20 protein-coding genes and 6 tRNA genes are annotated in these 23,452 nt (G+C 53.4%); 2 read left to right on the top strand and 24 right to left on the bottom strand.

Going from position 1 to position 23,452, the window contains the following annotated elements; genetic code table 11:
* Positions 1–10: 10 nt before the first annotated feature.
* The 8 genes from mrdB to leuS form a co-directional block, all read right to left on the bottom strand.
* On the bottom strand, positions 11–1,123 hold the full coding sequence (gene mrdB / locus ETA_RS12945; protein ID WP_012442069.1) for a peptidoglycan glycosyltransferase MrdB: 1,113 nt from the start codon (positions 1,121–1,123) through the stop codon (positions 11–13).
* 6 nt (positions 1,124–1,129) lie between these two features.
* Positions 1,130–3,034 carry a peptidoglycan DD-transpeptidase MrdA gene (gene mrdA, locus ETA_RS12940; RefSeq protein WP_012442068.1) on the bottom strand — a complete coding sequence of 635 codons (1,905 nt, stop codon included), beginning with the start codon at positions 3,032–3,034 and terminating at the stop codon, positions 1,130–1,132.
* Between the two features lie 34 nt (positions 3,035–3,068).
* Positions 3,069–3,539 carry a 23S rRNA (pseudouridine(1915)-N(3))-methyltransferase RlmH gene (gene rlmH, locus ETA_RS12935; RefSeq protein WP_012442067.1) on the bottom strand — a complete coding sequence of 157 codons (471 nt, stop codon included), beginning with the start codon at positions 3,537–3,539 and terminating at the stop codon, positions 3,069–3,071.
* A gap of 3 nt (positions 3,540–3,542) precedes the next feature.
* Positions 3,543–3,860, bottom strand: a complete 318-nt coding sequence (rsfS, locus tag ETA_RS12930; protein WP_012442066.1) for a ribosome silencing factor — start codon at positions 3,858–3,860, stop codon at positions 3,543–3,545.
* Positions 3,861–3,970: 110 nt separating this feature from the next.
* Entirely contained in the window at positions 3,971–4,651 is a 681-nt protein-coding gene (nadD, locus tag ETA_RS12925) for a nicotinate-nucleotide adenylyltransferase (RefSeq protein ID WP_012442065.1), read from the bottom strand.
* Positions 4,644–5,675, bottom strand: coding sequence for a DNA polymerase III subunit delta (holA, locus tag ETA_RS12920; RefSeq protein ID WP_012442064.1), 1,032 nt, complete (start codon positions 5,673–5,675; stop codon positions 4,644–4,646). Before holA ends, nadD begins: the two co-directional genes overlap by 8 nt.
* The gene (gene lptE / locus ETA_RS12915; protein WP_012442063.1) at positions 5,672–6,286 is read right to left on the bottom strand and encodes an LPS assembly lipoprotein LptE; all 615 of its coding nucleotides are present in this window, start codon (positions 6,284–6,286) and stop codon (positions 5,672–5,674) included. The genes holA and lptE overlap by 4 nt, the downstream gene beginning before the upstream one ends.
* Entirely contained in the window at positions 6,286–8,868 is a 2,583-nt protein-coding gene (leuS, locus tag ETA_RS12910; protein ID WP_012442062.1) for a leucine--tRNA ligase, read from the bottom strand. The genes lptE and leuS overlap by 1 nt, the downstream gene beginning before the upstream one ends.
* Positions 8,869–9,083: 215 nt before the next feature.
* On the opposite strand from leuS, the gene ETA_RS12905 reads away from it, so the two are divergent.
* A complete protein-coding gene (locus tag ETA_RS12905; protein WP_012442061.1) occupies positions 9,084–9,566 on the top strand; it encodes a zinc ribbon-containing protein in 483 nt (160 codons plus the stop codon).
* Between the two features lie 112 nt (positions 9,567–9,678).
* Here the strand turns inward: ETA_RS12905 and ETA_RS12900 are convergent, their stop codons facing one another.
* The 9 genes from ETA_RS12900 to miaB all read right to left on the bottom strand — a co-directional run bounded on the left by ETA_RS12900 (position 9,679) and on the right by miaB (position 19,234).
* Positions 9,679–10,404, bottom strand: coding sequence for an amino acid ABC transporter ATP-binding protein (locus ETA_RS12900; protein WP_012442060.1), 726 nt, complete (start codon positions 10,402–10,404; stop codon positions 9,679–9,681).
* Between the two features lies 1 nt (position 10,405).
* On the bottom strand, positions 10,406–11,083 hold the full coding sequence (gene gltK, locus ETA_RS12895) for a glutamate/aspartate ABC transporter permease GltK (RefSeq protein WP_012442059.1): 678 nt from the start codon (positions 11,081–11,083) through the stop codon (positions 10,406–10,408).
* The gene (locus ETA_RS12890; protein WP_012442058.1) at positions 11,083–11,820 is read right to left on the bottom strand and encodes an amino acid ABC transporter permease; all 738 of its coding nucleotides are present in this window, start codon (positions 11,818–11,820) and stop codon (positions 11,083–11,085) included. The genes gltK and ETA_RS12890 overlap by 1 nt, the downstream gene beginning before the upstream one ends.
* A 318-nt stretch (positions 11,821–12,138) precedes the next feature.
* A complete protein-coding gene (locus tag ETA_RS12885) occupies positions 12,139–13,068 on the bottom strand; it encodes an amino acid ABC transporter substrate-binding protein (RefSeq protein ID WP_012442057.1) in 930 nt (309 codons plus the stop codon).
* Between the two features lie 426 nt (positions 13,069–13,494).
* Positions 13,495–15,033: an apolipoprotein N-acyltransferase gene (gene lnt, locus ETA_RS12880; RefSeq protein ID WP_012442056.1), complete on the bottom strand. Its 1,539-nt coding sequence runs from the start codon at positions 15,031–15,033 to the stop codon at positions 13,495–13,497.
* 8 nt (positions 15,034–15,041) lie between these two features.
* The gene (gene corC / locus ETA_RS12875; RefSeq protein WP_012442055.1) at positions 15,042–15,920 is read right to left on the bottom strand and encodes a CNNM family magnesium/cobalt transport protein CorC; all 879 of its coding nucleotides are present in this window, start codon (positions 15,918–15,920) and stop codon (positions 15,042–15,044) included.
* Positions 15,921–16,066: 146 nt separating this feature from the next.
* Positions 16,067–16,534, bottom strand: a complete 468-nt coding sequence (gene ybeY / locus ETA_RS12870) for an rRNA maturation RNase YbeY (RefSeq protein ID WP_012442054.1) — start codon at positions 16,532–16,534, stop codon at positions 16,067–16,069.
* Entirely contained in the window at positions 16,531–17,580 is a 1,050-nt protein-coding gene (locus tag ETA_RS12865; RefSeq protein ID WP_042959027.1) for a PhoH family protein, read from the bottom strand. Before ETA_RS12865 ends, ybeY begins: the two co-directional genes overlap by 4 nt.
* A gap of 229 nt (positions 17,581–17,809) precedes the next feature.
* On the bottom strand, positions 17,810–19,234 hold the full coding sequence (gene miaB, locus ETA_RS12860) for a tRNA (N6-isopentenyl adenosine(37)-C2)-methylthiotransferase MiaB (protein ID WP_042959025.1): 1,425 nt from the start codon (positions 19,232–19,234) through the stop codon (positions 17,810–17,812).
* A 191-nt stretch (positions 19,235–19,425) separates the two neighbouring features.
* Here miaB and ubiF point away from each other — a divergent pair, with 191 nt between their 5' ends.
* On the top strand, positions 19,426–20,604 hold the full coding sequence (ubiF, locus tag ETA_RS12855; RefSeq protein ID WP_083772847.1) for a 3-demethoxyubiquinol 3-hydroxylase: 1,179 nt from the start codon (positions 19,426–19,428) through the stop codon (positions 20,602–20,604).
* 102 nt (positions 20,605–20,706) lie between these two features.
* Here the strand turns inward: ubiF and ETA_RS12850 are convergent.
* The 7 genes from ETA_RS12850 to asnB form a co-directional block, all read right to left on the bottom strand.
* A tRNA-Gln gene (locus tag ETA_RS12850) sits at positions 20,707–20,781 on the bottom strand.
* A gap of 66 nt (positions 20,782–20,847) precedes the next feature.
* A tRNA-Gln gene (locus ETA_RS12845) sits at positions 20,848–20,922 on the bottom strand.
* A gap of 7 nt (positions 20,923–20,929) precedes the next feature.
* Positions 20,930–21,006, bottom strand: a tRNA-Met gene (locus ETA_RS12840).
* A gap of 37 nt (positions 21,007–21,043) precedes the next feature.
* Positions 21,044–21,118 (bottom strand) — tRNA-Gln (locus ETA_RS12835).
* 19 nt (positions 21,119–21,137) lie between these two features.
* Positions 21,138–21,222: transfer RNA gene (locus tag ETA_RS12830), tRNA-Leu, on the bottom strand.
* A gap of 12 nt (positions 21,223–21,234) precedes the next feature.
* Positions 21,235–21,311 (bottom strand) — tRNA-Met (locus ETA_RS12825).
* A gap of 219 nt (positions 21,312–21,530) precedes the next feature.
* A complete protein-coding gene (gene asnB / locus ETA_RS12820) occupies positions 21,531–23,195 on the bottom strand; it encodes an asparagine synthase B (protein WP_012442050.1) in 1,665 nt (554 codons plus the stop codon).
* Positions 23,196–23,452 lie beyond the last annotated feature (257 nt).

The raw sequence follows: 23,452 nt of genomic DNA, 5'->3' as shown, positions 1-23,452 counted from the left end.
TTTATGCCTCTTAAACGCTCTTTGACAACAGTTTTCGATGGGTGTGAATCGACATGATGATGCCAAACCCGGCCATCAGGACGATAAGCGCCGATCCCCCGTAACTGACTAGCGGCAGCGGTACTCCGACCACCGGTAAAATGCCGCTCACCATGCCGATGTTAACAAAAACATAGACGAAGAAGATCAGCATCATACCACCGGCCATCACGCGACCAAAAGTGGTCTGCGCGCGTGCCGCCATGACCAGCCCGCGTAAAATTAGCAGGACGTACAGTATTAGCAGGACCAGCACGCCGACCAATCCTAATTCTTCCGCCAGTACGGCAAAGATAAAGTCGGTATGGCGCTCCGGTAGAAATTCCAGCTGGGATTGGGTGCCGTGCAGCCAACCTTTACCGCGCAATCCGCCAGAACCGATAGCAATCTTTGACTGGATAATATGATAACCGGCTCCAAGCGGGTCGCTTTCCGGATCCAGCAGCATCATCACGCGGTCACGCTGATAGTCGTGCATCAGGAAGAACCACAAAATAGGGATAAACGCCGCGACCAGCAGCACCGCCACCGCAATCAGTTTCCAGCTCATTCCCGAGAGGAAAAGTACAAACAGGCCTGAAGCTGCAATAAGAATAGAGGTTCCCAAATCAGGCTGCGCCGCAACCAGCAGGGTCGGCATAAAGATCAGTATCAGGGCGATAGCGGTATTTTTTAGCGTTGGCGGGCATACATCACGGTTGATGAAGCGCGCCACCATCAGCGGTACGGCAATTTTTGCAATTTCCGAAGGCTGAAAACGTACCACGCCAAGATCCAGCCAGCGCTGGGCGCCCTTACTTATATGGCCAAAGGTATCAACCGCAATCAGCAGGACAACACACACGATGTACAGATAGGGGGCCCAGCCTTCATAAACCCGGGGGGGGATCTGCGCCATCACCAGCATGACGACAATACCCATACAAATCTGAACCAGCTTACGTTCCATCATGCCCGGGTCCTGCCCGCTGGCACTCCACATCACCAGCGCACTGTAGACAAGCAGCGCGGCGATAATAAGACAAAACAGGGGATCAATGTGGATGCGGGTCCAGATTGTTTTTTTCTGATGGCTACTATTCATAACCGGTTATTCACCCTCGTAGCCTGGCGGCGTTGGCGGCGCGACAGGTAGGTTGGTATTATTATCGCCAAGAATAATATGGTCGAGGATCTGGCGCATAATGGTGCCGACAGCAGGGCCCGCTCCGCCGTTCTCAAGGATTATGGCTACCGCCACACGCGGCTGATCGTAAGGGGCATACGCGGTCATTAGCTTATGGTCACGCAGGCGCTCGGTCAGTTTATGGGCGTTATAGGTTTCATTCGCTTTTAAACCAAACACCTGCGCCGTACCTGACTTGGCGGCAATTTTATACGGTGCATCCGCAAAGCTCTTACGTGCGGTGCCGTTAGGGCGGTTTGCCACGCCATACATCCCGTCTTTAGCCATCTCCCAGTAACCGCTATGCACGTCTGCAACCGGGGCGATCTCAGGCTGACGCCAGGGGACTTTATTTTCACCCCGCATGGTATCCATCATCAGATGCGGGGTTTTGACGATGCCGTCATTGATCAGGGTCATCAGCGCCTTGTTCATCTGCACGGGGGTAGCGGTCCAGTAGCCTTGTCCGATCCCAACCGGAATGGTGTCACCCTGATACCAGGGTTTCTTGAAGCGCTTCATTTTCCATTCGCGGGTGGGCATGATACCGGGCGTTTCTTCCGTCAAATCGATGCCGGACAGCTGCCCATAACCAAACTTGCCCATCCACTCACTTAAACGATCGATCCCCATGTCAAATGCGACCTGGTAGAAGAAGGTGTCAGCGGACTCTTCGAGTGATTTCGTCACGTTGAGGCGACCGTGGCCCCAGTGTTTCCAGTCGCGGAAGCGTTTTTCAGAACCGGGAAGCTGCCACCATCCGGGATCGAAAAGGCTGGTATTACGCGTGATCACCCCGGCGGTCAGGGCGGAAACGGCAATATAGGGTTTCACCGTTGACGCCGGAGGGTAGGCCCCCTGGGTCGTACGGTTAATCAGCGGGCGGTTTTCATCGTTAATCAAAAGGTTATACTGCTTGCTTGAGATGCCGCCAACGAATGGGTTGGGATCGTAGCTAGGCATAGAGACCATCGCGAGGATTTCGCCATTACGCGGATCGGTCACTACCACCGCAGCACGACTGCCTGCCAGCAGGGTTTCAATGTACTGTTGCAGTTGAAGGTCGATAGTCAGGTGAATATCACGCCCGGCCTGGGGTGCTTGCTCATGCAACTGGCGGATAACGCGGCCACGGTTGTTAACCTCAACCTCTTCATAACCCGTTTTGCCATGCAGTACATCTTCGTAGTATCGCTCGATACCCAGCTTGCCAATATCATGGGTTGCCGCGTAATTTGGCCACTTACCTTCTTTATCAAGGCGTTCGACGTCACGGTCGTTAATTTTCGACACATAACCCAAAACGTGGGTCAGCGCAGAACCGTAGGGATAGTAACGACGCTGATAGCCTTTCACCTCCACGCCGGGGAAGCGATATTGATTGACCGCAAAGCGCGCAACCTGAACTTCGGTCAGACTGGTTTTTAGCGCAATAGAGGTGAAGCGGCGTGAGCGCTTACGTTCTTTTTGAAACGCATCAAGGTCATCATCGGTCAGGTCGACAACGGACTTAAGCTGTTGCAGGGTGTCTTGCAGGCTGTCGACCTTTTCTGGCACCAGCTCAAGCTGATAGATGGTGCGGTTTTGCGCCAGTGGAACGCCGCTGCGATCGTAGATGATACCCCTGCTTGGGGCCACCGGTACCAGTTTAATCCGGTTGGCGTTAGAGCGCGTGCTGTAGTCGTTAAAGCGGATAATTTGCAGGTGGTAAAGATTGGCCACCAGGATACCGGAGAGCAGTAAAATGCCAAAAAAGGCGACAAGCGCCCGGCGAACAAACAGCGTCTGCTCGGCAGTGTAGTCACGAAAGGAGTTACGTTGTAATTTCATCCGCTGTCTGTGTCGGTCCGGTTGACCTTATCCGCTATTCTCTATGATAAGGATGATTCGCAGTAATGCTCCATGCACGATACAAACTCTCTGCAACCAACACGCGTACCAGCGGATGGGGCAGGGTTAGCGCTGAGAGTGACCAGCTTTGCTCCGCCGCTGCCTTGCAGGCGGGTGACAAACCTTCCGGGCCGCCGATCAACAGACTGACGTCACGGCCATCCTGTTTCCAGCGCTCCAGCTGGCTGGCAAGCTGTGGCGTTTCCCACGGCTGGCCGGGTATATCCAGCGTGACGATGCGATTGCCTTTACCGGTGGCAGCCAGCATCATTTCGCCTTCTTTCTCCAGGATGCGCTTGATATCTGCATTCTTTCCACGCTTTCCAGCGGGCACTTCCGTGAGTTCAAAAGGCATATCTTTCGGAAAGCGCCGCAGATACTCCATAAAGCCAGTTTGTACCCAGTCAGGCATTTTGGTGCCAACGGCAACCAGTTGCAGCTTCACGGCTTAACTCCAGAGCTTTTCCAGTTCGTACAGCTGACGGCTCTCTTCCTGCATCACATGAACGATCACTTCGCCCAGGTCCACGACCACCCAGTCAGCGGCGGCGCGGCCATCAACGCCGAACGGGCGTAAACCGGCGAGGCGAGCTTCCTGAACCACATGTTCGGCAATGGATACCACGTGGCGGGTAGAGGTGCCGGTGCAGATCACCATACAGTCGGTGATGCTGGATTTACCATGAACATCGATAGTCACGATATCCTGGCCTTTTAAATCGTCAATTTTATCAACAACGAAGTCTTGGAGTGCTTGACCTTGCAAAAGGTTCCCCCTTGGGATTTAAGTCTGCGGGGTTATCTCATATTCGCATCGCGAGATGAAATGATAACCGTAACATTGTGTGTTTAGGGGCTGAAGATGCCCCGGAAAAATCAGCGGCGCAGTATATCATGCCGTTCAGGGTTGCGATATAAACCCTCGCGATCGATATATGCACTGACCGACGGTGGCAGCAGATCGGCATCGGATTCTCCCCGATGACGCCGCGCGCGGATCTCCGTGGCGGAAATCGCCACCAGCGGGGTGGGTGCCATAAACACCCTACCTGCGGGAACATGCCGCAGTTCATCAGGGGAGTCCGTCTGATGACTGCTCAGCCAGCTTTGCAACTCTGCGGTTTCCATCGCGCTGCTATATCCAGGTCTCTGGCAAACCAGCAGGTGACACAGCGACAGAATATCCTGCCAACGATGCCATTTATGTAGGTTCAACAGTGAGTCCTGACCAATAATAAAGGCGAGCGGTTGCCGGGCCCCTCGCTCGGCGCGCACGGCTGCCAGCGTGTCGATAGTGTAGGAGGGCGTGTCACGCTGCATTTCACGCAGGTCGAGATCAAAAAGCGGATTATCGGCAATAGCCAGCCCGATCATATCAGCCCTTTGAGCCGGCGTTGCTTCCGGCTGTGGACGGTGTGGTGGCACGTTGTTCGGCAGCAGAGTGACCTTTTGCAGTCCAGCCATGGCAGCCATAGCTTCCACCGGACGCAGATGACCGTAATGAATGGGGTCAAACGTGCCGCCAAACAGCGCATGCAGTGCATTGTGGTCACACATCACAAAAACTCGCCGGAAAAGAGGGAAGACATAATATGAGCGTCAGCGTCTCCAGTTCTGCCCAGACCGACTGACCGTAGTCCTGCTTCAACGTCAGTTCTGTCTGAGTCAGCAGGCGTAACGCCTGTGCCAGCTGTGGGGCGCTGATACGTTGCAGGGCATCGCCAAATAGCGCCCTGCGGTTTTGCCAAACCCGATGCTGATCGAACAGGGCACGCAGCGGAATCTGAGTCATCTGACGCTGTAAAGTCAGCAGCAGTAGCAGGTCGCGTTGCAGCGTGCGCAGCAGGATCACCGGCTCACCGTCTTCAGAACGCATTTGGCGGAGAATGTGCAGCGCACGCTTGCTTTTGCCCGCCAGCAAAGCATCCACCCAGTGGAAGGGAGTGAAATGAGCCGCGTCGTTGACCGCCTGCTCAACCCGTGGCAACGTCAGTTTGCCATCTGGCCACAGCAGAGAAAGCCGTTCGAGCGCCTGGGAGAGCGCCAGCAAATTACCCTCGTAGCAGTAACACAGCAGCTGATTTGCCGCATCATCCAGCGTCAGGTTGAGCTTTTTAGCCCGGTTAGTGACCCAGCGCGGAAGCTGTGCGTGTTCCGGGGTTTGGCACGGAACCATGACTGCGTTGGTGCTGAATGCTTTGTACCAGGTGCTGTTTTCCTGCGCTTTGGTCAGTCGGGTTGCGCGCAGGATCAGCAGAATATCGCTGTGTAACAGGGTGGAAAGGGTGAGCAGCTGCTCGCTCATCGCCGCGTTTGGGCCATTTTCGGGCAAAATGAGCAATAGCGTCTGGCGGCTGGAGAACAGGCTCAATGCCTGACAGGTCGAGAATATCTCCTGCCAGTCTGTTCCGGCTTCCAGCGCCACGCTGAAGTGTTCGGTAAATCCCTGCTGCTGGGCGGCAGTGCGGATGGCATCGTGCGTTTCCTGCAGCAGTAACGGTTCATTACCGCTCAATAAATAACAGGCGCGCAACCCCTCACGAAGTTGTGCGCCGAGTTGTTCAGGGTAAATCCTGATCATCGTTTGTAGGAGCTGTCCGAGATCGTATTCGCATCTGCGGGCAGGCGATCGACGGCTGACGGTGTGTGGTCAAGCGTATTGATTGCCGGGTTTGCTTCAGCAACGTGGACCGTTAACAGCTGACGCACCAGCTTCTCTACGGCCTGCGTACGCATTTCTTTGACGATAATATCCTGTTCGGAATCTTTCGCCAGCGCAGCCTGCGAGTTGTCGAAGAAGGAACGATATACCGTGGCACCGATTGGATAGATACCTTTATTTGGCACCAGCACCTGAGCACGCACAACCATCATCATGGAGTATTCCGCCGTCTTACCGTCCTGGAAAATAGAGGCGGTATCACGGCTCACGGTTTCCCCCTGCAGGCGCAGCGAAGGCACGTCCTGACGGATTCCCGGTTTGTCGAGGATCGTCACGTTATTCAGCCGTAACTGCTCACGCACCGCGCGATTGAGCGGGCCATAGGGGTCTGATGTATCTACAATCAGCGTTTTCATTTCGGGCGGCACCGAAGTGGTGCCGCGCAGATGATAACCACATCCGGCGGTGATCAGCACCGCCATACTAAGTAACAGAGAGACTATCGGATGTCGCACAATTCCTCCTGACATCAACCAACAACCAGGTTAAGCAGCTTGCCCGGTACAAAAATCACTTTACGAATGGTGACGCCATCAAGATATTTGGCCACCAGATGTTCCTGCGCAGCACGAGCCTGCACCTGTTCCTGAGTCGCGTCAGCGGCAACGGTAATTTTCCCGCGCACTTTGCCGTTAACCTGAACCACTACCAGCAGGGAATCTTCCACCATCGCGGCCTCTTCCGCCTGCGGCCACGGTGCATTATCGATTTCTCCCGCGCCGCCCAGAGCCTGCCAAAGGACAAAACTGGCGTGTGGGGTAAACGGGTTAAGCATACGAACTACCGCCAGCAACGCCTCCTGCATCAACGCACGGTCCTGCTCTGTTTCCTGTGGCGCGCGCGCCAGCTTGTTCATCAGCTCCATAATTGCGGCAATTGCGGTGTTAAAGGTCTGACGGCGACCGATATCGTCAGAAACTTTGCTGATGGTTTTATGCAGATCGCGGCGCAGAGCCTTCTGCTCATCGTTCAGCGCATCCAGGTCGAGGGCGACCGTCGGCCCTTTTTCAGTATGCTCAAAGGCCAGTCTCCACACGCGTTTCAGGAAGCGATTCGCCCCCTCAACGCCGGATTCCTGCCACTCAAGGGTCATTTCTGCCGGGGAGGCGAACATCATAAACAGACGCACGGTATCGGCACCGTAGCGTTCGACCATGACCTGCGGATCGATGCCGTTGTTTTTCGACTTCGACATTTTGCTCATGCCGGCGTAAATCAGTTCATTGCCGTCATTATCAGTGGCTTTGGTTATACGCCCTTTCTCATCGCGCTCAACGGAGACGTCAGTCGGGGATACCCAGTTACGCTCGCCATTACTACCGGTGAAATAGAACGCGTCAGCCAATACCATGCCCTGGCACAGCAGACGTTTAGCCGGTTCATCAGAGTTGACCAGGCCCGTATCACGCAGCAGTTTGTGGAAGAAGCGGAAATAGAGCAGGTGCATGATAGCGTGTTCAATACCGCCCACGTATTGATCGACCGGCAGCCAGTAGTTAGCCGCAGCCGGATCCAGCATGCCTTTATCATAATTCGGGCAGGTGTAACGTGCGTAGTACCAGGATGATTCCATAAAGGTATCAAAGGTGTCGGTTTCGCGCAGCGCAGGCTGGCCGTTAACGGTAGTTTTTGCCCACTCTGCATCGGCTTTAATCGGGCTGGTGATGCCGTCCATTACCACATCTTCCGGCAGAATAACCGGCAGCTGATCTTCCGGCGTCGGCATCACGGTGCCATCTTCCAGCGTGACCATAGGGATTGGCGCGCCCCAGTAGCGCTGGCGTGATACGCCCCAGTCGCGCAGGCGATAATTCACCTTACGCTCACCAACACCTTTATCTGCCAGCTTAGCCGCAATGGCGTCAAAGCCCGCTTCGTGCGACAAACCGTCGAATTCGCCGGAGTTAAACAGCGTGCCTTTTTCGGTCATTGCGGAACCGCTAAGATCCGGCTCGCTGCCGTCAGCCGCCAGAATAACCGGTTTAATCGGCAGGCTATATTTGCTGGCAAACTCCCAGTCGCGCTGGTCGTGTCCAGGCACGGCCATCACGGCGCCGGTGCCGTATTCCATCAGCACAAAGTTTGCCACCCAGACCGGCACCTTTTCGCCGGTCAGCGGATGTGCGGCAAACAGGCCGGTGGCCATGCCTTTTTTCTCCATCGTTGCCATATCTGCCTCAGCAACTTTGGTATTACGGCATTCTGCAATGAAGTCCGCCAGCGCCGGATTGTTCAGCGCTGCCTGGGCTGCCAGCGGATGCCCTGCTGCTACCGCCAGATAGGTAACGCCCATAAAGGTGTCGGGACGAGTGGTGTAAACGCTCAGCTTCTCTTCGCTGTTGAGAACCGTGAACTCAATTTCAACGCCTTCTGAGCGGCCAATCCAGTTCCGCTGCATCGTTTTAACCTGCTCCGGCCAGCTTTCCAGCTTGTCGAGGTCATTCAGCAATTCGTCAGCGTAGTCGGTGATTTTAACAAACCACTGTGGGATTTCTTTACGCTCAACTTTGGAATCGCAGCGCCAGCAGCAGCCGTCAATGACCTGCTCGTTAGCCAGTACCGTCATATCATGCGGGCACCAGTTCACCGCAGAAGTCTTTTTATAAACCAGGCCTTTTTCATACAGCTTGGTAAAGAACCACTGTTCCCAACGATAATACTCCGGTTGGCAGGTTGCCAGCTCGCGGTTCCAGTCATAGCCAAAGCCCAGCAGCTTCAGCTGGTTTTTCATGTAGTCGATATTGGCGTAGGTCCAGGGAGCGGGCGCGGTATTGTTTTTTACCGCTGCACCTTCAGCTGGCAGACCGAAGGCATCCCAACCGATGGGTTGCAGGACATTTTTACCCAGCATACGCTGGTAACGAGAGATCACATCGCCAATGGTGTAGTTGCGCACATGGCCCATATGTAGACGGCCAGAAGGATAGGGCAGCATCGAGAGGCAGTAGTACTTCTCTTTGCCTTCGTCCTCGGTCACTTTGAACGTTTGCTTCTCATCCCAGTGCTGCTGGACGTTGGATTCTATCTCTTCCGGGCGATATTGCTCTTGCATGGTAGCCAGTGGTCCTTTGTATAAATTCTTTATGTTCATTCAGATCCACATAGCATAGCCGATCCGTCCCCGGCGCAACAACAGGAAGCAGCCAGCTTGAAGGCATTTCTCTGTAAGCTGGAAGCACGCTGGCAATTATTGCTGCAAAATGACGAAACTTTTTTGCAGGCGCTACAATAAGTGAAACGCTTTCGTTATTAATTAAAGGAGTGTCTATGAACAAGGTCGCTCAGTCTTATCATGAGCTGGTGTCTTCGCTCACGGCGCGTCTTGAGCGCGGAGAGCGTGATATTGATGCTCTGGTAGAAAGTGCGCGTCAGCGTATGAATAACCGCGGGGAGCTAACCCAAAGCGAAATTAATGACGTCACGCGTGCGGTGAAACGCGACCTGGAAGAGTTCGCCCGCAGCTATGCGGAGCAGCAGCATGAGCTCGGGGAAAGTGTATTTATGCGAGTCATCCGCCAAAGTTTGTGGAAAGAGCTGGCGGATATTACAGACAAAAGTCAGCTCGAGTGGCGCGAAGTGTTTCAGGATTTGAACCACCACGGGGTGTATCACAGTGGAGAGGTGGTGGGGCTGGGGAATCTGGTCTGCGAACAGTGCCATTTTATTCGGGCCATTTATACGCCGGAGGTTCTGACGCGGTGCGCGCAATGCGGACACGACCGTTTTGCACGCCAGCCGTTTGAACCTTAGTTTTGCGCGATGCATCCCAGCGATGATCAACATCTCGTGTGGCCTGTGCGGAGAACATCCCTCGTACAGGCCACTCTTTTGTCGCTGTCTGCTGACGCTGTTGCTGGCAACGTTAATGCAGGATTTTCGCCAGGAAGTCCTTTGCGCGCTCTGACTGCGGATGATTAAAGAAGTTATCCTTTGGGGAATCCTCAACGATTTTACCTTCGTCCATAAAGATAACGCGGTTAGCAACCTTACGCGCAAAGCCCATTTCGTGCGTTACCACCATCATGGTCATACCCTCGTTGGCCAGTTCAACCATAACGTCCAGCACTTCGTTGATCATTTCTGGGTCGAGAGCGGACGTTGGCTCGTCGAACAACATGGCGATAGGATCCATACAGAGCGCGCGGGCAATGGCCACGCGTTGCTGTTGGCCTCCAGACAGCTGACCGGGGAACTTATTGGCGTGGGCGGCAAGACCGACGCGCTCCAGCAGTTTTAGTCCTTTGCTGCGCGCTTCCTGCTTGTCACGTCTCAGTACCTTCACCTGCGCCAGCGTTAAATTATCGACGATAGACAAATGAGGGAACAGTTCAAAATGCTGAAACACCATACCAACTTTCGAACGCAGCTGCGCCAGATTGGTTTTTTTATCGTTAACCACCGTACCGTTGACTTCGATCGTCCCTTGCTGAACCGGCTCCAGCCCGTTGACGGTTTTAATCAGCGTTGATTTGCCGGAGCCAGAAGGGCCGCAGACTACGACAACTTCACCTTTTTTTACTTCGGTTGTGCAGTCGGTCAGTACCTGAAAGTGACCATACCACTTAGAAACGTTTTTCAGGGTAATCATTTTAAACAGTCCTTTTTTTCTTTAAGTAGCTGACCAACAGCGATGCGCTAAGGCTGATAACAAAGTAAACCGCACCGGCAAACAGCACCATTTCAATCTCAGTGCCATTATTGACGCCGATGGTATCGGCCGTGCGGAAAAAGTCGGCGAGGCTTAAGACATATACCAGTGACGTATCCTGAAACAGCACGATACCCTGGGTCAGAAGGAGCGGAACCATAGCCCGGAACGCCTGTGGCAGGATAATCAGCTGCATTGACTGCCAGCGGGTCATGCCAAGCGCGAGGGCCGCATTACCCTGGCCGCGAGCGATACTAAGGATGCCGGCACGAATAATTTCGGAGTAATAGGCGGCTTCAAACAGTGAGAAGGCAACCATAGCCGAGATAAGACGAATATCGGTTTTGGGCGACAGCCCCAGCACCTGTTGCAGGAAGCTCGGTACTACCAGATAGAACCACAGCAGCACCATCACCAGCGGCACCGAGCGGAACAGATTGACGTAGATCTTGGCAAACCAGCTTATCGGCTTAAACGAAGACAGGCGCATAACCGCCAGCATAGTGCCCCATATGATGCCGAAAACTATCGCTGTAAAAGTAATTTGCAGCGTTATGACCATACCGTTCCACAGCCACGGCAGGTTAGGAACGATAGTACTCCAGTCGAATTGATACATTACTTACCTCCCGTGCCCGGCAGGCGCACTTTACGCTCCACCAGGCCCATCAGCAGCATAATTACCGCGTTGATGGCGATATAAGCCAGGGTAATCGCAGTAAATGATTCATAGGCATGGGCAGAGTAGTCGAGCAGCTTGCCCGCCTGAGCGGCCATGTCGACCAGGCCGATAGTGGAGGCTATCGCCGAGTTTTTTACCAGGTTAAGCATTTCCGAAGTCATCGGCGGTACGATGACCCGATAAGCATTAGGTAGCAGGACGTAACGGTAGGTTTGTGGCAGGGTTAACCCCATCGCCAGACCGGCATTTTTCTGCCCACTGGGCAGGGACTGGATGGCCGCACGTACCTGTTCGCAAACGCGGGCGGCAGTAAACAGGCCAAGGCAGAGTACCGAACAGGTAAAAAACTGAATATTCGGATCGATTTCCGATTTAAACCACATGCCGATGTTTTCCGGCAACAGTTCCGGCACCACCAGATACCAGATAAAGAATTGAACGATAAGCGGCACGTTGCGGAACAGCTCAACGTAACAGGCGCCGAGAGACGAGAGCAGGCGACCGGGCACGGTACGTAAAATGCCGAACAATGAGCCAACGCACAGGGCGATGACCCAGGCACAGACTGAAACAGCGATGGTCACCTGAAAACCTGACCAAAGCCACCCAAGATAAGTCGTATTTCCGAACGGGGCTTCTTGAAGAAATATTCCCCAGTTCCAATCGATAGACATAAAACACTCCGGTAAAAAAAGGGTAGCGGTTGCTACCCTGAAGATTGATGAGAGGCTCATGTACCCTGCTGCTTTGGGTACCTATGCGCACCGGGGAACGACCGGTTTGCATCTTCGCCCGGCCGTATGGCTTAAGCGATATCAGCCGAACTGTGTCTGTCCGAGCCTGAGTTCAACAATCGTAGAGCGTATGACCGCCCCTTAACCCGCGACACGCAACGTGAAAAGGGCATCATTTCCCGCCAACCCATCGCCGAAAAGGCAGGGTGGAAGGGCCTGATATCCGTTGCCACGGCGGTCATGTTGGGCGATTTTTTATTAATTCATTGCCTTATCGTTAGGCGTTTTGAAAAGCGCTTTCATGTCATCTGACAGGTCGAAGTTCATGGTCATATTTTTTGGTGGGATCGGCTGTTTGAACCATTTATCAAACCATTTTGCTGCTTCACCCGAGGTTTGCGCCTGAACGATGGTGTCATCCATCAGCTTTTTAAATTCGTTATCGCCTTTACGCAGCATGCAGCCGTAGGCTTCATGAGACTGAGGTGTACCGAGTATTTCCCAATCGGAAGGTTTTTTCGCTTTAGCGCGTTCGCCAGCCAACAGAGCATCATCCATCATAAACGCCACCGCACGGCCACTTTCCAGCGTGCGGAAAGAATCACCGTGATCTTTAGCGCTGATGATGCGCATGTTCATCTTTTGTTCGTCATTCAGCTTGTTGAGCAGAATTTCAGAGGTCGTGCCAGAGGTGACGACAACGGTTTTTCCTTTCAGGTCTGCAAAGTCTTTAATTGCGCCGCCTTTTTTAACCAGAAGTCGTGTACCGACCACAAAGATGCTGTTTGAGAAACTTGCCTGCTTCTGCCGCTCCAGATTGTTAGTGGTGGAGCCGCACTCGAAGTCGTAGGTTCCATTTTGTAATAAAGGAATACGGTTTTGTGAGGTAACAGGCAGCATTTTTACCTGTAGATCGGGTTTGTTTAGCTTTGTCTTAATGGCTGCGACGATCGCGTTGGAATAATCTTGAGAGTACCCCACCACTTTCTGCTGATTGTCGTAATAGGAGAAGGGTACGGACGATTCACGATGACCAACGACAATCACGCCAGTTTTAGCAATTTTCTCCAGAGTAGAATTTTGCTGCTGCGCATCGGCGACGGCTTGTACTTTGGTGTCATCAGCATGTGCAATACCGGAGGCGGCACTTGCCAGTGCCAGGCAGAGCCCCAATTTCCGAAATTTCATATTCCAACTCCTTGCAGTTAGGGCGCTGAATAAATCGACGCCGACAGATAAGTTTATAGTGTTCGATTGTCTGTTTTTAATTCGAACCTGAAGCGCTGTGATCTCAACCAACATAACTGAATGTTAATGTTATGAAACAAAAATGTATGCTTTTTGAGAGCTAAGCCGCACCAATTTTGCGCGCCGTTGCTGGTAATGTTTCGTCACGGTGCGACAGATGCGCCTTAATGGTGCGATGGCCCTTTTTCCGCCGTTTCATCCCGCACAGCGCCAGCTTTCACATTATTTGTCAGCAAAAAGCATGCCAGCTTAAACTTTGTAACAGTCGGATACATTGAGTTGGCAAGAGGAGGGGGGCGTAAGGTTATCTGGGGATATGCATGCGCTTAATACGGCGGAGGCCGTAGTAAGCGCACTTTGTGAGGATTATAAGGTTCGGCGTGAGAACCTGGCGCAGAGCAGACCCGTAACGGTAAACAACAGTGAAATCATCCAGATGCCCCAGTTGCCGACGCGTGCATAGGGCGTAAGGCCGGTAGTTGGCGTGACTTTTGTTGCCAACACCCCAGATTCAAACTGTGGGATGGTCTGCGTTATATTTCCACCAGCATCAACCACCGCCGTCACACCGTTGTTAGTGCTGCGCAACAGTGGGCGCCCCAACTCCAGCGCGCGCATCTGCGCCATTTGCAGATGTTGCCACGGGCCAATCGAGTGACCGAACCATGCATCATTCGATATCGTCAGCAGGAAGTTGGTATCCGGGCGGAAGTTATCACGAAGCTGTTGGCCTAACACAATCTCATAGCAGATAGCTGCCGTCAGGTTATAACCCGCGACCAGAAGCTGAGGCTGGATATAAGCCCCGCGGCTGAATGACGACATAGGCAGGTCGAAAAAAGGTGCCAGCGGACGCAGCAGCGATTCTAAGGGCACGAACTCGCCAAAAGGTACAAGGTGGTTTTTTTGATAGCGGTTGCCGCTGAAGTAGTTGTACGGCTTCTCACCCCCTAATACGACGATCGAGTTGTAATCGTGGTAACGATTGTTCTCAAGGCGGGAGTCGACAATGCCGGTCACCAGGCTACTGCCGGACGTGCGTAGCTGTTCATCAATCGTTTTCAGGAAGGGTTGCTGGTTGCTCTCCAGATCGGGAATGGCTGATTCCGGCCAGATAATAATTGGCGTTTTACCTACATATGGACGGCTGAGTCTGGTGTAGGTTTTCAGGGTGTTCACCAGCTGATTAGGATCCCACTTCAACGATTGCTCAATGTTGCCCTGCACCAGCGCTACCTCGACCGCACGCTGTGGCAGCGGCTGGAACCAAATGATGTTGCGTAGTGGCCACGGCAGCAACAGTAATGCCAGCGCGGCCACAGCAGCGGAAAGACGGGGCTGAACAGCGGCATAGACGGCCAGTCCGACGATGACCATCAGCAGAAAAGTGATCCCTTCCACACCCAGTAACGGTGCCAGGCCCTTTAGCGGGCCGTTGATTTGGCCGTAGCCAAACTGCAACCACGGGAATCCGGTCAGTATCCAGCCTCGTAAAAACTCCGTAAGTTGCCAGAGCACGGGGGCAGCAAGCGCCAGACGCAGCAGCGAAGCCTTCGGGCACAGGCGGTTGAGTAACCCGGCAAACAGGAGGGGGTACAGCGACAGGTAGGCTGCCAGCAGTATGACAAGAAAGATATTGACTGCGCCCGGCATGCCGCCAAAAGTAGCGATACTGACATAGACCCAATTAACGCCACTGCCGAACAGCCCAAAACCCCAGGCGAAGCCGATGGCGCATGCCTGACGAGTTTTGCGGTTAAGCGTAAGCGCCTGTAGGCCAAACAGCGAAACAAGAGCGGCGGGCCAGACGTTGTAGGGGGAAAAACTGAGGGTGCCTATGGCACCCGTAATCAACGCGCAAAGCAGGCGAACCCACTGACGCCGGTAGAGAGAGGCGATTGCCATAGCGTATATTATTCTTCCAGGGTCGGTTGTAGCGAGTTTTCTGGTATTCTGACGTGAACCTGTATAATGCGCCGACTGTCTGCCATTGCCACCTTAAACTGGTAGCCATCAATCTCAACGCTTTCACCGCGCGCAGGCAGATGGCCGAAGCCCTGCATCACCAGCCCGCCGATAGTATCCACCTCATCATCGCTGAACTGTGTGCCGAAAACATCATTGAAATCTTCAATTGGCGTGAGTGCGCGAATGGTGTAAGTGTGGCGGCTCAGCTGACGGATATCGCGATCTTCTACATCATCATATTCATCTTCAATCTCACCGACGATCAGCTCAAGAATATCTTCAATAGTGACCAGCCCGGATACGCCGCCAAATTCATCAATCACAATGGCCATATGGTAGCGCTGTGAGCGGAACTCTTTCAGCATGCGGTCGACGCGTTTGCTTTCGGGCACTACCACGGCCGCACGGAGCACCTTTTCGATACTGAAAGGTTCTGACCCACTGCTCATAAACGGCAGCAGGTCTTTAGCCATCAGGATGCCTTCAACATGATCCTTGTCTTCACTGATAACCGGGAAGCGCGAGTGGGCCGATTCAATAATCACCCCCAGGCACTCTTCCAGGGTCTGGTTACGCTTAAGCGTTACCATTTGGGAGCGGGGGATCATAATGTCACGTACACGCTGGTCGGCAATGTCCATCACCCCCTCAAGCATGTCCCTGGTATCCGGGTCTATCAGATCATTCTGTTCCGAGTCGCGTATCAGCTCCAGCAGGTCGTCGCGGTTTTTAGGCTCACCGTGAAACAGCTGGTTGAGTAGCAAAGTGAAAAATCCCTTTTTACTCGCGGGACTGTCGTTGTTTTGTGAATGGTCATCGCTCATGGCGTTTTTGAGTTTGTCTCTCTTCAAATGGGATCGGCTGACGCGGCATAAGCCAGGTCAGGCGTAATGGCTGGAGAACCAGCCCGGTATCGCTTATCCCTGCCATTATGGCAGGGAGCGCGATGTCAGTCGCCGTAAAAGGTAACTTATTCTTTCTCCGAAATGTACGGATCGGGATAACCAAGAGCAAGCATTATCTCTGTCTCCAGCGACTCCATCTCTTCGGCTTCATCATCTTCGATATGATCATAGCCCAGCAAATGCAGGCTGCCGTGGATAACCATATGCGCCCAGTGGGCTTCCCGCGTTTTTCCCTGCTCAACGGCTTCCTGCTCAACAACCTGACGACAGATAATCAAATCGCCCAGCAGCGGCAGCTCAATGCCCGGTGGCGCTTCAAAAGGAAACGACAGTACGTTGGTCGGTTTATCTTTGCTGCGATAGGTGTGGTTTAGCTCGCGGCTTTCCGCCTCATCCACCAGCCGAATCGTCACTTCACTTTCCGGTTGGAACTGGGGCAGTACCGCTTCCAGCCAGCGCTGGAAGTCGGTTTCAGCAGGCAGACCCTGCTCGTTTTCGCAGGCGAGCTGCAGGTCGAGAATTACGCCACTCATTTATTCTCCTGTGTAGCCAGAGCTTCACGTTTACGTTCTTCTGCCAGGGCGTCACGCCGTTTTTGGTCTGCGGCCTCCCAGGCTTCATAGGCAACAACAATTTTTGCCACCACCGGATGCCGCACCACGTCTTCACTGTGAAGGAAATTAAAGCTGAGATCCGGCACGTCGGACAGCACTTCAACCGCCTGGCGCAGCCCGGATTTCATATTGCGTGGCAGGTCAATTTGCGTGACGTCACCGGTGATCACCGCTTTGGAGTTAAAACCAATACGCGTCAGAAACATTTTCATCTGTTCAATGGTCGTATTCTGACTTTCATCAAGAATAACAAAAGCATCGTTTAGCGTGCGGCCGCGCATGTAGGCGAGGGGAGCAACTTCGATGACGTTACGCTCCATCAGCTTTTCAACCCGCTCAAAACCGAGCATTTCAAACAGCGCGTCATACAGCGGGCGCAAATAAGGGTCCACTTTCTGACTGAGATCGCCGGGCAGGAAGCCGAGCTTTTCACCGGCTTCAACGGCCGGGCGGGTCAGCAGAATGCGCCGGATCTCCTGGCGCTCCAGTGCGTCAACCGCAGCCGCCACGGCGAGATAGGTTTTACCCGTCCCCGCTGGCCCAATGCCAAAGGTGATGTCATGGTCAAGGATATTAGCCAGGTATTGTGCCTGATTAGGCGTGCGCGGCTTAATGACCCCACGTTTGGTTTTGATATGTATCGCTTTACCATAGTCCGGTACGCTTTCGGCAGTCTGCTCCAGCACCCGGCTCTCTTTGATCGCCAGGTGGATCTGTTCCGGGTCAATATCAGGGATGTTGCCGCGTACCGGGGCAGTATCAACATAAAGGTGGCGCAGAATATCAACGGCGGCATGGACGCACAGCGCACGCCCCACCAGTTTAAAGGTGTTATCACGGCGGTTTATCTCTATACCCAGGCGGCGCTCAAGCTGTTTGATGTTGTCATCAAACGGACCGCACAGGCTCAACAACCGCATGTTGTCGACAGGTTCCAGGGTTATTTCACGCGTTTCAATATTCAAACTAATCCTTTGGGTCACACAGGGCCAGGTTGAGAAAAAAATGTCAGTCCAGGCTTAATGCCAGAGCCATGAGGAAATTAAAGCAGGCGGTGTAAAGCTGCAATGGTTTGGATAACTATTTGGGCGCGGCTTTCAGAAAGCAAGTGCCGTGTAATGAAATCATGCGGCGAGAGTTGAACTCTCGCCGCATTTTCCGACTCACTCGCCGTTATACTGCCAGCTAGATTATTCAGGGAAGCCAGGTGGCAACGCCCAGCTCATTCTCTTTGCGGGTGCGTTCAATCACAGAAGCAGGCGTTTCAAGGGTGCGCAGAGCCATCTGATGTTCGCCACGCAGTAACATACCGCGTAACGAGTTGGCGTAGACGTCGGTAATCTCCACATCGACGAATTTACCAATGTGTTCCGGGGACCCTTCAAAGTTGACCACGCGGTTACATTCGGTACGACCGGAGAGTTCCATCACGTTCTTTCGTGAGGTGCCTTCGACCAGAATACGTTGAACGGTGCCCAGTTTACGGCGGCTCCAGGCCGTGGTCTGCTGGTTGATGCGGTCCTGCAGGATATACAGACGCTGCTTTTTCTCATCTTCCGACACGTCGTCCGGCAGATCGGCTGCCGGGGTTCCCGGGCGGGCTGAGTAGATAAAGCTGTAGCTGATATCAAAGTTGATTTCGCCTATCAGTTTCATCGTCTGCTCAAAGTCCGCCTGAGTTTCACCAGGAAAACCAATAATAAAGTCTGAACTGATTTGGATATTTGGGCGCGCTGCCAACAGCTTTCGGATAATGGCTTTATATTCCAGTGCGGTATGTGCACGTTTCATCAGCGTCAGAATACGGTCGGCACCACTTTGTACCGGAAGGTGCAGGAAACTGACCAGCTCCGGCGTATCACGATATACATCAATAATATCGTCATTGAATTCAATAGGATGGCTGGTGGTAAAGCGAATGCGGTCAATACCGTCGATTGCCGCCACCAGGCGCAGCAGCTCGGCAAATGAGCAAATGCCGCCGTCGAAGGTTTCTCCGCGATATGCGTTAACGTTCTGCCCCAGCAGATTGACCTCACGTACGCCCTGTGCAGCCAGCTGGGCGACCTCGAACAGAATGTCGTCCGAAGGACGACTGACTTCTTCTCCTCGGGTATAGGGCACCACGCAGAAGGTGCAGTATTTGTTACAGCCTTCCATAATAGAAACGAAAGCCGTTGGCCCATCGGCGCGAGGCTCTGGCATGCGATCAAACTTTTCGATTTCAGGGAAGCTAACGTCAACCACCGGACTTCTGGTGCCGCGCACGCTATTAATCATTTCCGGCAGGCGGTGCAAAGTTTGCGGACCAAATACAATATCCACGCAGCTGGCCCGTTGGCGGATCTGAGCACCTTCCTGCGATGCCACGCAGCCCCCAACGCCAATGATCATATCGGGATTCGACTCTTTCAGCTTTTTCCAGCGTCCGAGCAGAGCGAAGACTTTTTCCTGCGCCTTTTCACGAATCGAGCAGGTGTTGAGCAGCAGCACATCGGCGTCTTCAGCCTGTTCAGTCAGAGTGTAACCATGAGTGCTGTTTAACAGGTCAGCCATTTTGGATGAGTCATACTCATTCATCTGACAGCCCCAGGTTTTGATATGCAGTTTTTTTGTCATTGACTTGCCATTTGTCATGCAGAACGAAGTGCAGGGCGCGTATTGTAGTCATGGCGCAGCCTGTTAAACCGATGTAGCGGGGTTCAGAATATTACTGAAAAATCCGGTACACTTAATAACAATCAGGATAACAGAATTCGACCGGTGAGGTGTAGCTGCAGAGTGCGTCTGATGCAGCCGGTGAGGGAAAAATGATGGAAATAAAGCAAAAGGTGGATGTCGCGATAGTTGGCGGCGGCATGGTCGGGGCGGCGTTGGCGAGTGGCCTGGCGCAACATGGCTTCCAGGTGGCGGTGCTGGAACAGGAGGTGCCACCTGAATTTGATTCATCCGCCGATCCTGACGTGCGTATCTCTGCCATCGGTGCCGCTTCCGTCGCGCTGCTACGGCAGCTGGAAGTCTGGCCGCAGGTGCTTGATATGCGCTGCGCTGCCTATCGTAAGCTGGAAACCTGGGAGTGGCAAACGGCACAGGTGAGCTTTGACGCAGAGTCGCTGGGCTTACCCGAATTGGGGTTTATGGTCGAGAACAGCGTGTTACAGCGTGCGCTGTGGCAACGTTTGCAGCAGCAGCAGGTGAGCCTGCTTTGTCCGGCGCGCTTGCAGCATTTGCAGCAGGTTAACGGCGGCTGGCAGATGACGCTGGATAATGGTGAGGCGTTGCAGGCGCGGCTGGTCGTGGGGGCTGATGGGGCTAATTCACAGGTGCGCCAGTTGGCGGGTATCGGCATACACGGCTGGAACTATGCGCAATCGTGCATGCTTATCAGCGTGCGCTGTGAGCATCCTGCAGGAGATACCACCTGGCAGCAGTTTACGCCACAGGGGCCACGCGCCTTTCTGCCGTTGTTTGACCGCTGGGCTTCGCTGGTGTGGTATGACTCACCAGCACGTATTCGCCAGCTTCAGGCGATGAGTATGCCGCAGCTACAAAAAGAGATTCAGGCACATTTTCCAGCGCGTATTGGCAAAGTAACGCCGTTGGTAGCGGGATCGTTCCCGCTGGTGCGTCGTCATGCGATACGCTACACCTTGCCGGGGCTGGCGCTGGTGGGCGATGCGGCTCATACCATTAATCCATTAGCCGGGCAGGGGGTAAATCTGGGGTATCGTGACGTGGATGCGCTTATCGCCGTGCTGAGCGAATCGCGTCTGCGCGCGGAGGACTGGTCATCTGCCGCAGTTTTGATGCGTTATCAACGTAAACGTCTCAAAGACAATCTGCTGATGCAGAGCGGGATGGATCTGTTTTATTTTACTTTTAGCAATCGGCTCGCGCCGCTGAGAGTGGTGCGTAATCTGGGGCTGATCGTGGCGGAGCATTCCGGCGTGTTGAAGCGTCAGGCTTTACGCTACGCGTTGGGGCTGTAAATTTTCCACCCGGCCCTGTGAAACAGCGGGGCTATCTTTCTGACCGTGTTTACCCGGAATGCAGACGTAAAAAAGCCCGCGCAAGCGGGCTTTTTTACTTAGTGGCTGGGGTGCAGGGATTCGAACCCCGGAATGCTGGTATCAGAAACCAGAGCCTTACCACTTGGCGACACCCCAATTTTTATGCGACTGGCGTACCAGGCGTCTTTTTTTGTGCGACTCGTAAAATCAGCCGTCTAAATATGGCTGGGGTGCAGGGATTCGAACCCCGGAATGCTGGTATCAGAAACCAGAGCCTTACCACTTGGCGACACCCCAATAAAATTGGTGGCTACTACGGGAATCGAACCTGTGACCCCAGCATTATGAGTGCTGTGCTCTAACCAGCTGAGCTAAGTAGCCTGAATTTTACTGCGTACTACAAATCAATCTAAAAAAATGGCTGGGGTACCTGGATTCGAACCAGGGAATGCCGGCATCAAAAGCCGGTGCCTTACCGCTTGGCGATACCCCATCCGTGCAAGCTTCTGAAATGGTGCGGGAGGCGAGACTTGAACTCGCACACCTTGCGGCGCCAGAACCTAAATCTGGTGCGTCTACCAATTTCGCCACTCCCGCGCTGAAAAAAGATGGTGGCTACTACGGGAATCGAACCTGTGACCCCAGCATTATGAGTGCTGTGCTCTAACCAGCTGAGCTAAGTAGCCTTCTTTTTTCGCGCCACCTTCATCGGCGTTGCGGGGCGCATTATGCTAAGTTGGCCCTGGTGCGTCAACTAGTTTTTTCCCGTTTTTTTCCATATCCGTGTTGATTGACTGCCTAGTAACCATCATGAACATAAAAGCAACGGATTATGGGGTTGAACAGGGCAAAGCGAAATAAAAACGGGCGATAACGCCCGTATCGGTTTGATAAGCGACGGCTTATTAATATGCCGACTGATGTACGCCCACGGCGCGTCCTGACGGATCGTCCATGTTTTTGAAGGCTTCATCCCACTCAATGGCTTTCGCCGATGAGCAGGCCACCGATGGACCACCGGGCACGCATTCTGCCGCGCTCGGAACAGGGAACAGCTCGGCAAAAATTTCGCGGTACAGGTACGCCTCTTTCGACGTTGGCGTGTTGTAAGGGAAACGGAAGTGCGCGGTTTCCAGCTGCCGATCGGTAACCTGGGCTGCAGCCATCTCTTTCAGGGTATCAATCCAGCTGTAGCCAACGCCGTCAGAGAACTGCTCTTTCTGACGCCATGCTACGCTTTCCGGCAGATAAGGGGCAAAACACTCACGCAGGATATGTTTTTCCATTTTGCCATTGCTGCCGCACATTTTATCCTGAGGGTTGATGCGCATCGCCACATCAAGGAACTTTTTATCAAGGAAGGGAACACGAGCCTCAACACCCCATGCCGACATGGCTTTGTTAGCACGAGCACAGTCAAACATATGCAGAGCGTGAAGCTTGCGTACGTTCTCTTCGTGGAATTCGCGGGCGTTCGGGGCCTTGTGGAAGTAAAGGTAGCCACCAAAGACTTCGTCAGCGCCTTCGCCTGACAGCACCATCTTAATGCCCATGGCTTTGATTTTACGTGACATCAAATACATCGGCGTGGAGGCGCGAATGGTGGTCACGTCATAGGTTTCGATGTGGTAGATCACATCACGGATGGCGTCCAGGCCTTCCTGCACGGTGAAATGTATTTCGTGGTGTACCGTGCCCAGATGTTCTGCCACCGCTTTCGCCGCCTTAAGGTCCGGCGATCCTTCCAGGCCCACGGCAAATGAGTGCAGCTGTGGCCACCAGGCTTCGCTTTTATCCTCATCTTCTACCCGCTTCGCCGCATAACGTTTAGTGATTGCAGAGATAATAGAAGAGTCCAGCCCGCCGGAAAGCAATACGCCGTAAGGCACGTCGGACATCAGATGACTTTTCACCGACTCTTCCAGCGCATTTTTCAGCGCATGGGCATCCGTGGTGTTGTCTTCTACAGCCGAGTAGTCAAACCAGTCACGCTGCCAATAGCGTTTGATCTCGCCGTCGGTGCTGGACAGATAGCTGCCCGCCGGGAACTCTTTGATGCTACAGCATACCGGAACCAGCGCCTTCATTTCTGAAGCAACAAACAGGTTACCGTGCTCATCATTGCCCATATACAGGGGGATGATGCCAATATGGTCGCGACCAATCAGATAGGAGTTTTTGACGCTGTCATACAGGATAAAGGCAAACATCCCCTGAAGATCGTCCAGGAAGTCGACGCCTTTCTCCTGGTACAAAGCCAGTATCACTTCACAGTCAGAGTCAGTCTGGAACTCATAGCGGTCGCTAAGCTCAGCGCGCAGCGCCTGATGGTTGTAGATTTCACCGTTCACCGCAAGAACGTGGGTATGTGCTGCGTTGTAAAGCGGCTGTGCGCCGTTGTTAACGTCGACGATAGACAGACGTTCGTGTGCGAGGATCGCATGGTCGTCAGCGTAAACGCCGGACCAGTCCGGGCCGCGATGACGCATCAGGCGTGATAGCTCCAGCGCTTTCTTACGAAGTTCAGCAGGATCGCTTTTCAGATCGAGTACACCAAAAATAGAACACATATGCAGCTCCCTAACGACTTTACTTGCGGTAAAAATATGGGGTTTAAGCGATGGTTATCGCGTGATGTCTATGAAAATGCGCTAACGCGGCAGGTGATGCAAGTATTTTAACTAATTGATGAAAATTAGCCTGTTGACCCGCCTGAATTATTAGTGGATATGCATTTTTTTTAGGGTTTTATTGATGAATCTTCAATTTTTGGCTGGGTGCGCACAAAAACTGTACGCAGGAGCATTGCGATGCCCGGCGAACCGGG

This window comes from Erwinia tasmaniensis Et1/99, from assembly GCF_000026185.1.
GTDB classification, from domain to species: domain Bacteria; phylum Pseudomonadota; class Gammaproteobacteria; order Enterobacterales; family Enterobacteriaceae; genus Erwinia; species Erwinia tasmaniensis.
The sequence above is the reverse complement of the archived record's forward strand: the minus strand, read 5'-3'. Positions and strand labels throughout refer to the sequence as shown.

Coding starts and splice junctions, on each gene's coding strand:
- mrdB (WP_012442069.1), bottom strand. CDS start 1,123: ATGAATAGTAGCCATCAGAAAAAAACAATCTGGACCCGCATCCACATT.
- mrdA (WP_012442068.1), bottom strand. CDS start 3,034: ATGAAATTACAACGTAACTCCTTTCGTGACTACACTGCCGAGCAGACG.
- nadD (WP_012442065.1), bottom strand. CDS start 4,651: ATGTGTGACCACAATGCACTGCATGCGCTGTTTGGCGGCACGTTTGAC.
- holA (WP_012442064.1), bottom strand. CDS start 5,675: ATGATCAGGATTTACCCTGAACAACTCGGCGCACAACTTCGTGAGGGG.
- lptE (WP_012442063.1), bottom strand. CDS start 6,286: ATGTCAGGAGGAATTGTGCGACATCCGATAGTCTCTCTGTTACTTAGT.
- leuS (WP_012442062.1), bottom strand. CDS start 8,868: ATGCAAGAGCAATATCGCCCGGAAGAGATAGAATCCAACGTCCAGCAG.
- ETA_RS12905 (WP_012442061.1), top strand. CDS start 9,084: ATGAACAAGGTCGCTCAGTCTTATCATGAGCTGGTGTCTTCGCTCACG.
- ETA_RS12900 (WP_012442060.1), bottom strand. CDS start 10,404: ATGATTACCCTGAAAAACGTTTCTAAGTGGTATGGTCACTTTCAGGTA.
- gltK (WP_012442059.1), bottom strand. CDS start 11,083: ATGTATCAATTCGACTGGAGTACTATCGTTCCTAACCTGCCGTGGCTG.
- ETA_RS12890 (WP_012442058.1), bottom strand. CDS start 11,820: ATGTCTATCGATTGGAACTGGGGAATATTTCTTCAAGAAGCCCCGTTC.
- ETA_RS12885 (WP_012442057.1), bottom strand. CDS start 13,068: ATGAAATTTCGGAAATTGGGGCTCTGCCTGGCACTGGCAAGTGCCGCC.
- lnt (WP_012442056.1), bottom strand. CDS start 15,033: ATGGCAATCGCCTCTCTCTACCGGCGTCAGTGGGTTCGCCTGCTTTGC.
- corC (WP_012442055.1), bottom strand. CDS start 15,920: ATGAGCGATGACCATTCACAAAACAACGACAGTCCCGCGAGTAAAAAG.
- ybeY (WP_012442054.1), bottom strand. CDS start 16,534: ATGAGTGGCGTAATTCTCGACCTGCAGCTCGCCTGCGAAAACGAGCAG.
- miaB (WP_042959025.1), bottom strand. CDS start 19,234: ATGACAAAAAAACTGCATATCAAAACCTGGGGCTGTCAGATGAATGAG.
- ubiF (WP_083772847.1), top strand. CDS start 19,426: ATGATGGAAATAAAGCAAAAGGTGGATGTCGCGATAGTTGGCGGCGGC.
- asnB (WP_012442050.1), bottom strand. CDS start 23,195: ATGTGTTCTATTTTTGGTGTACTCGATCTGAAAAGCGATCCTGCTGAA.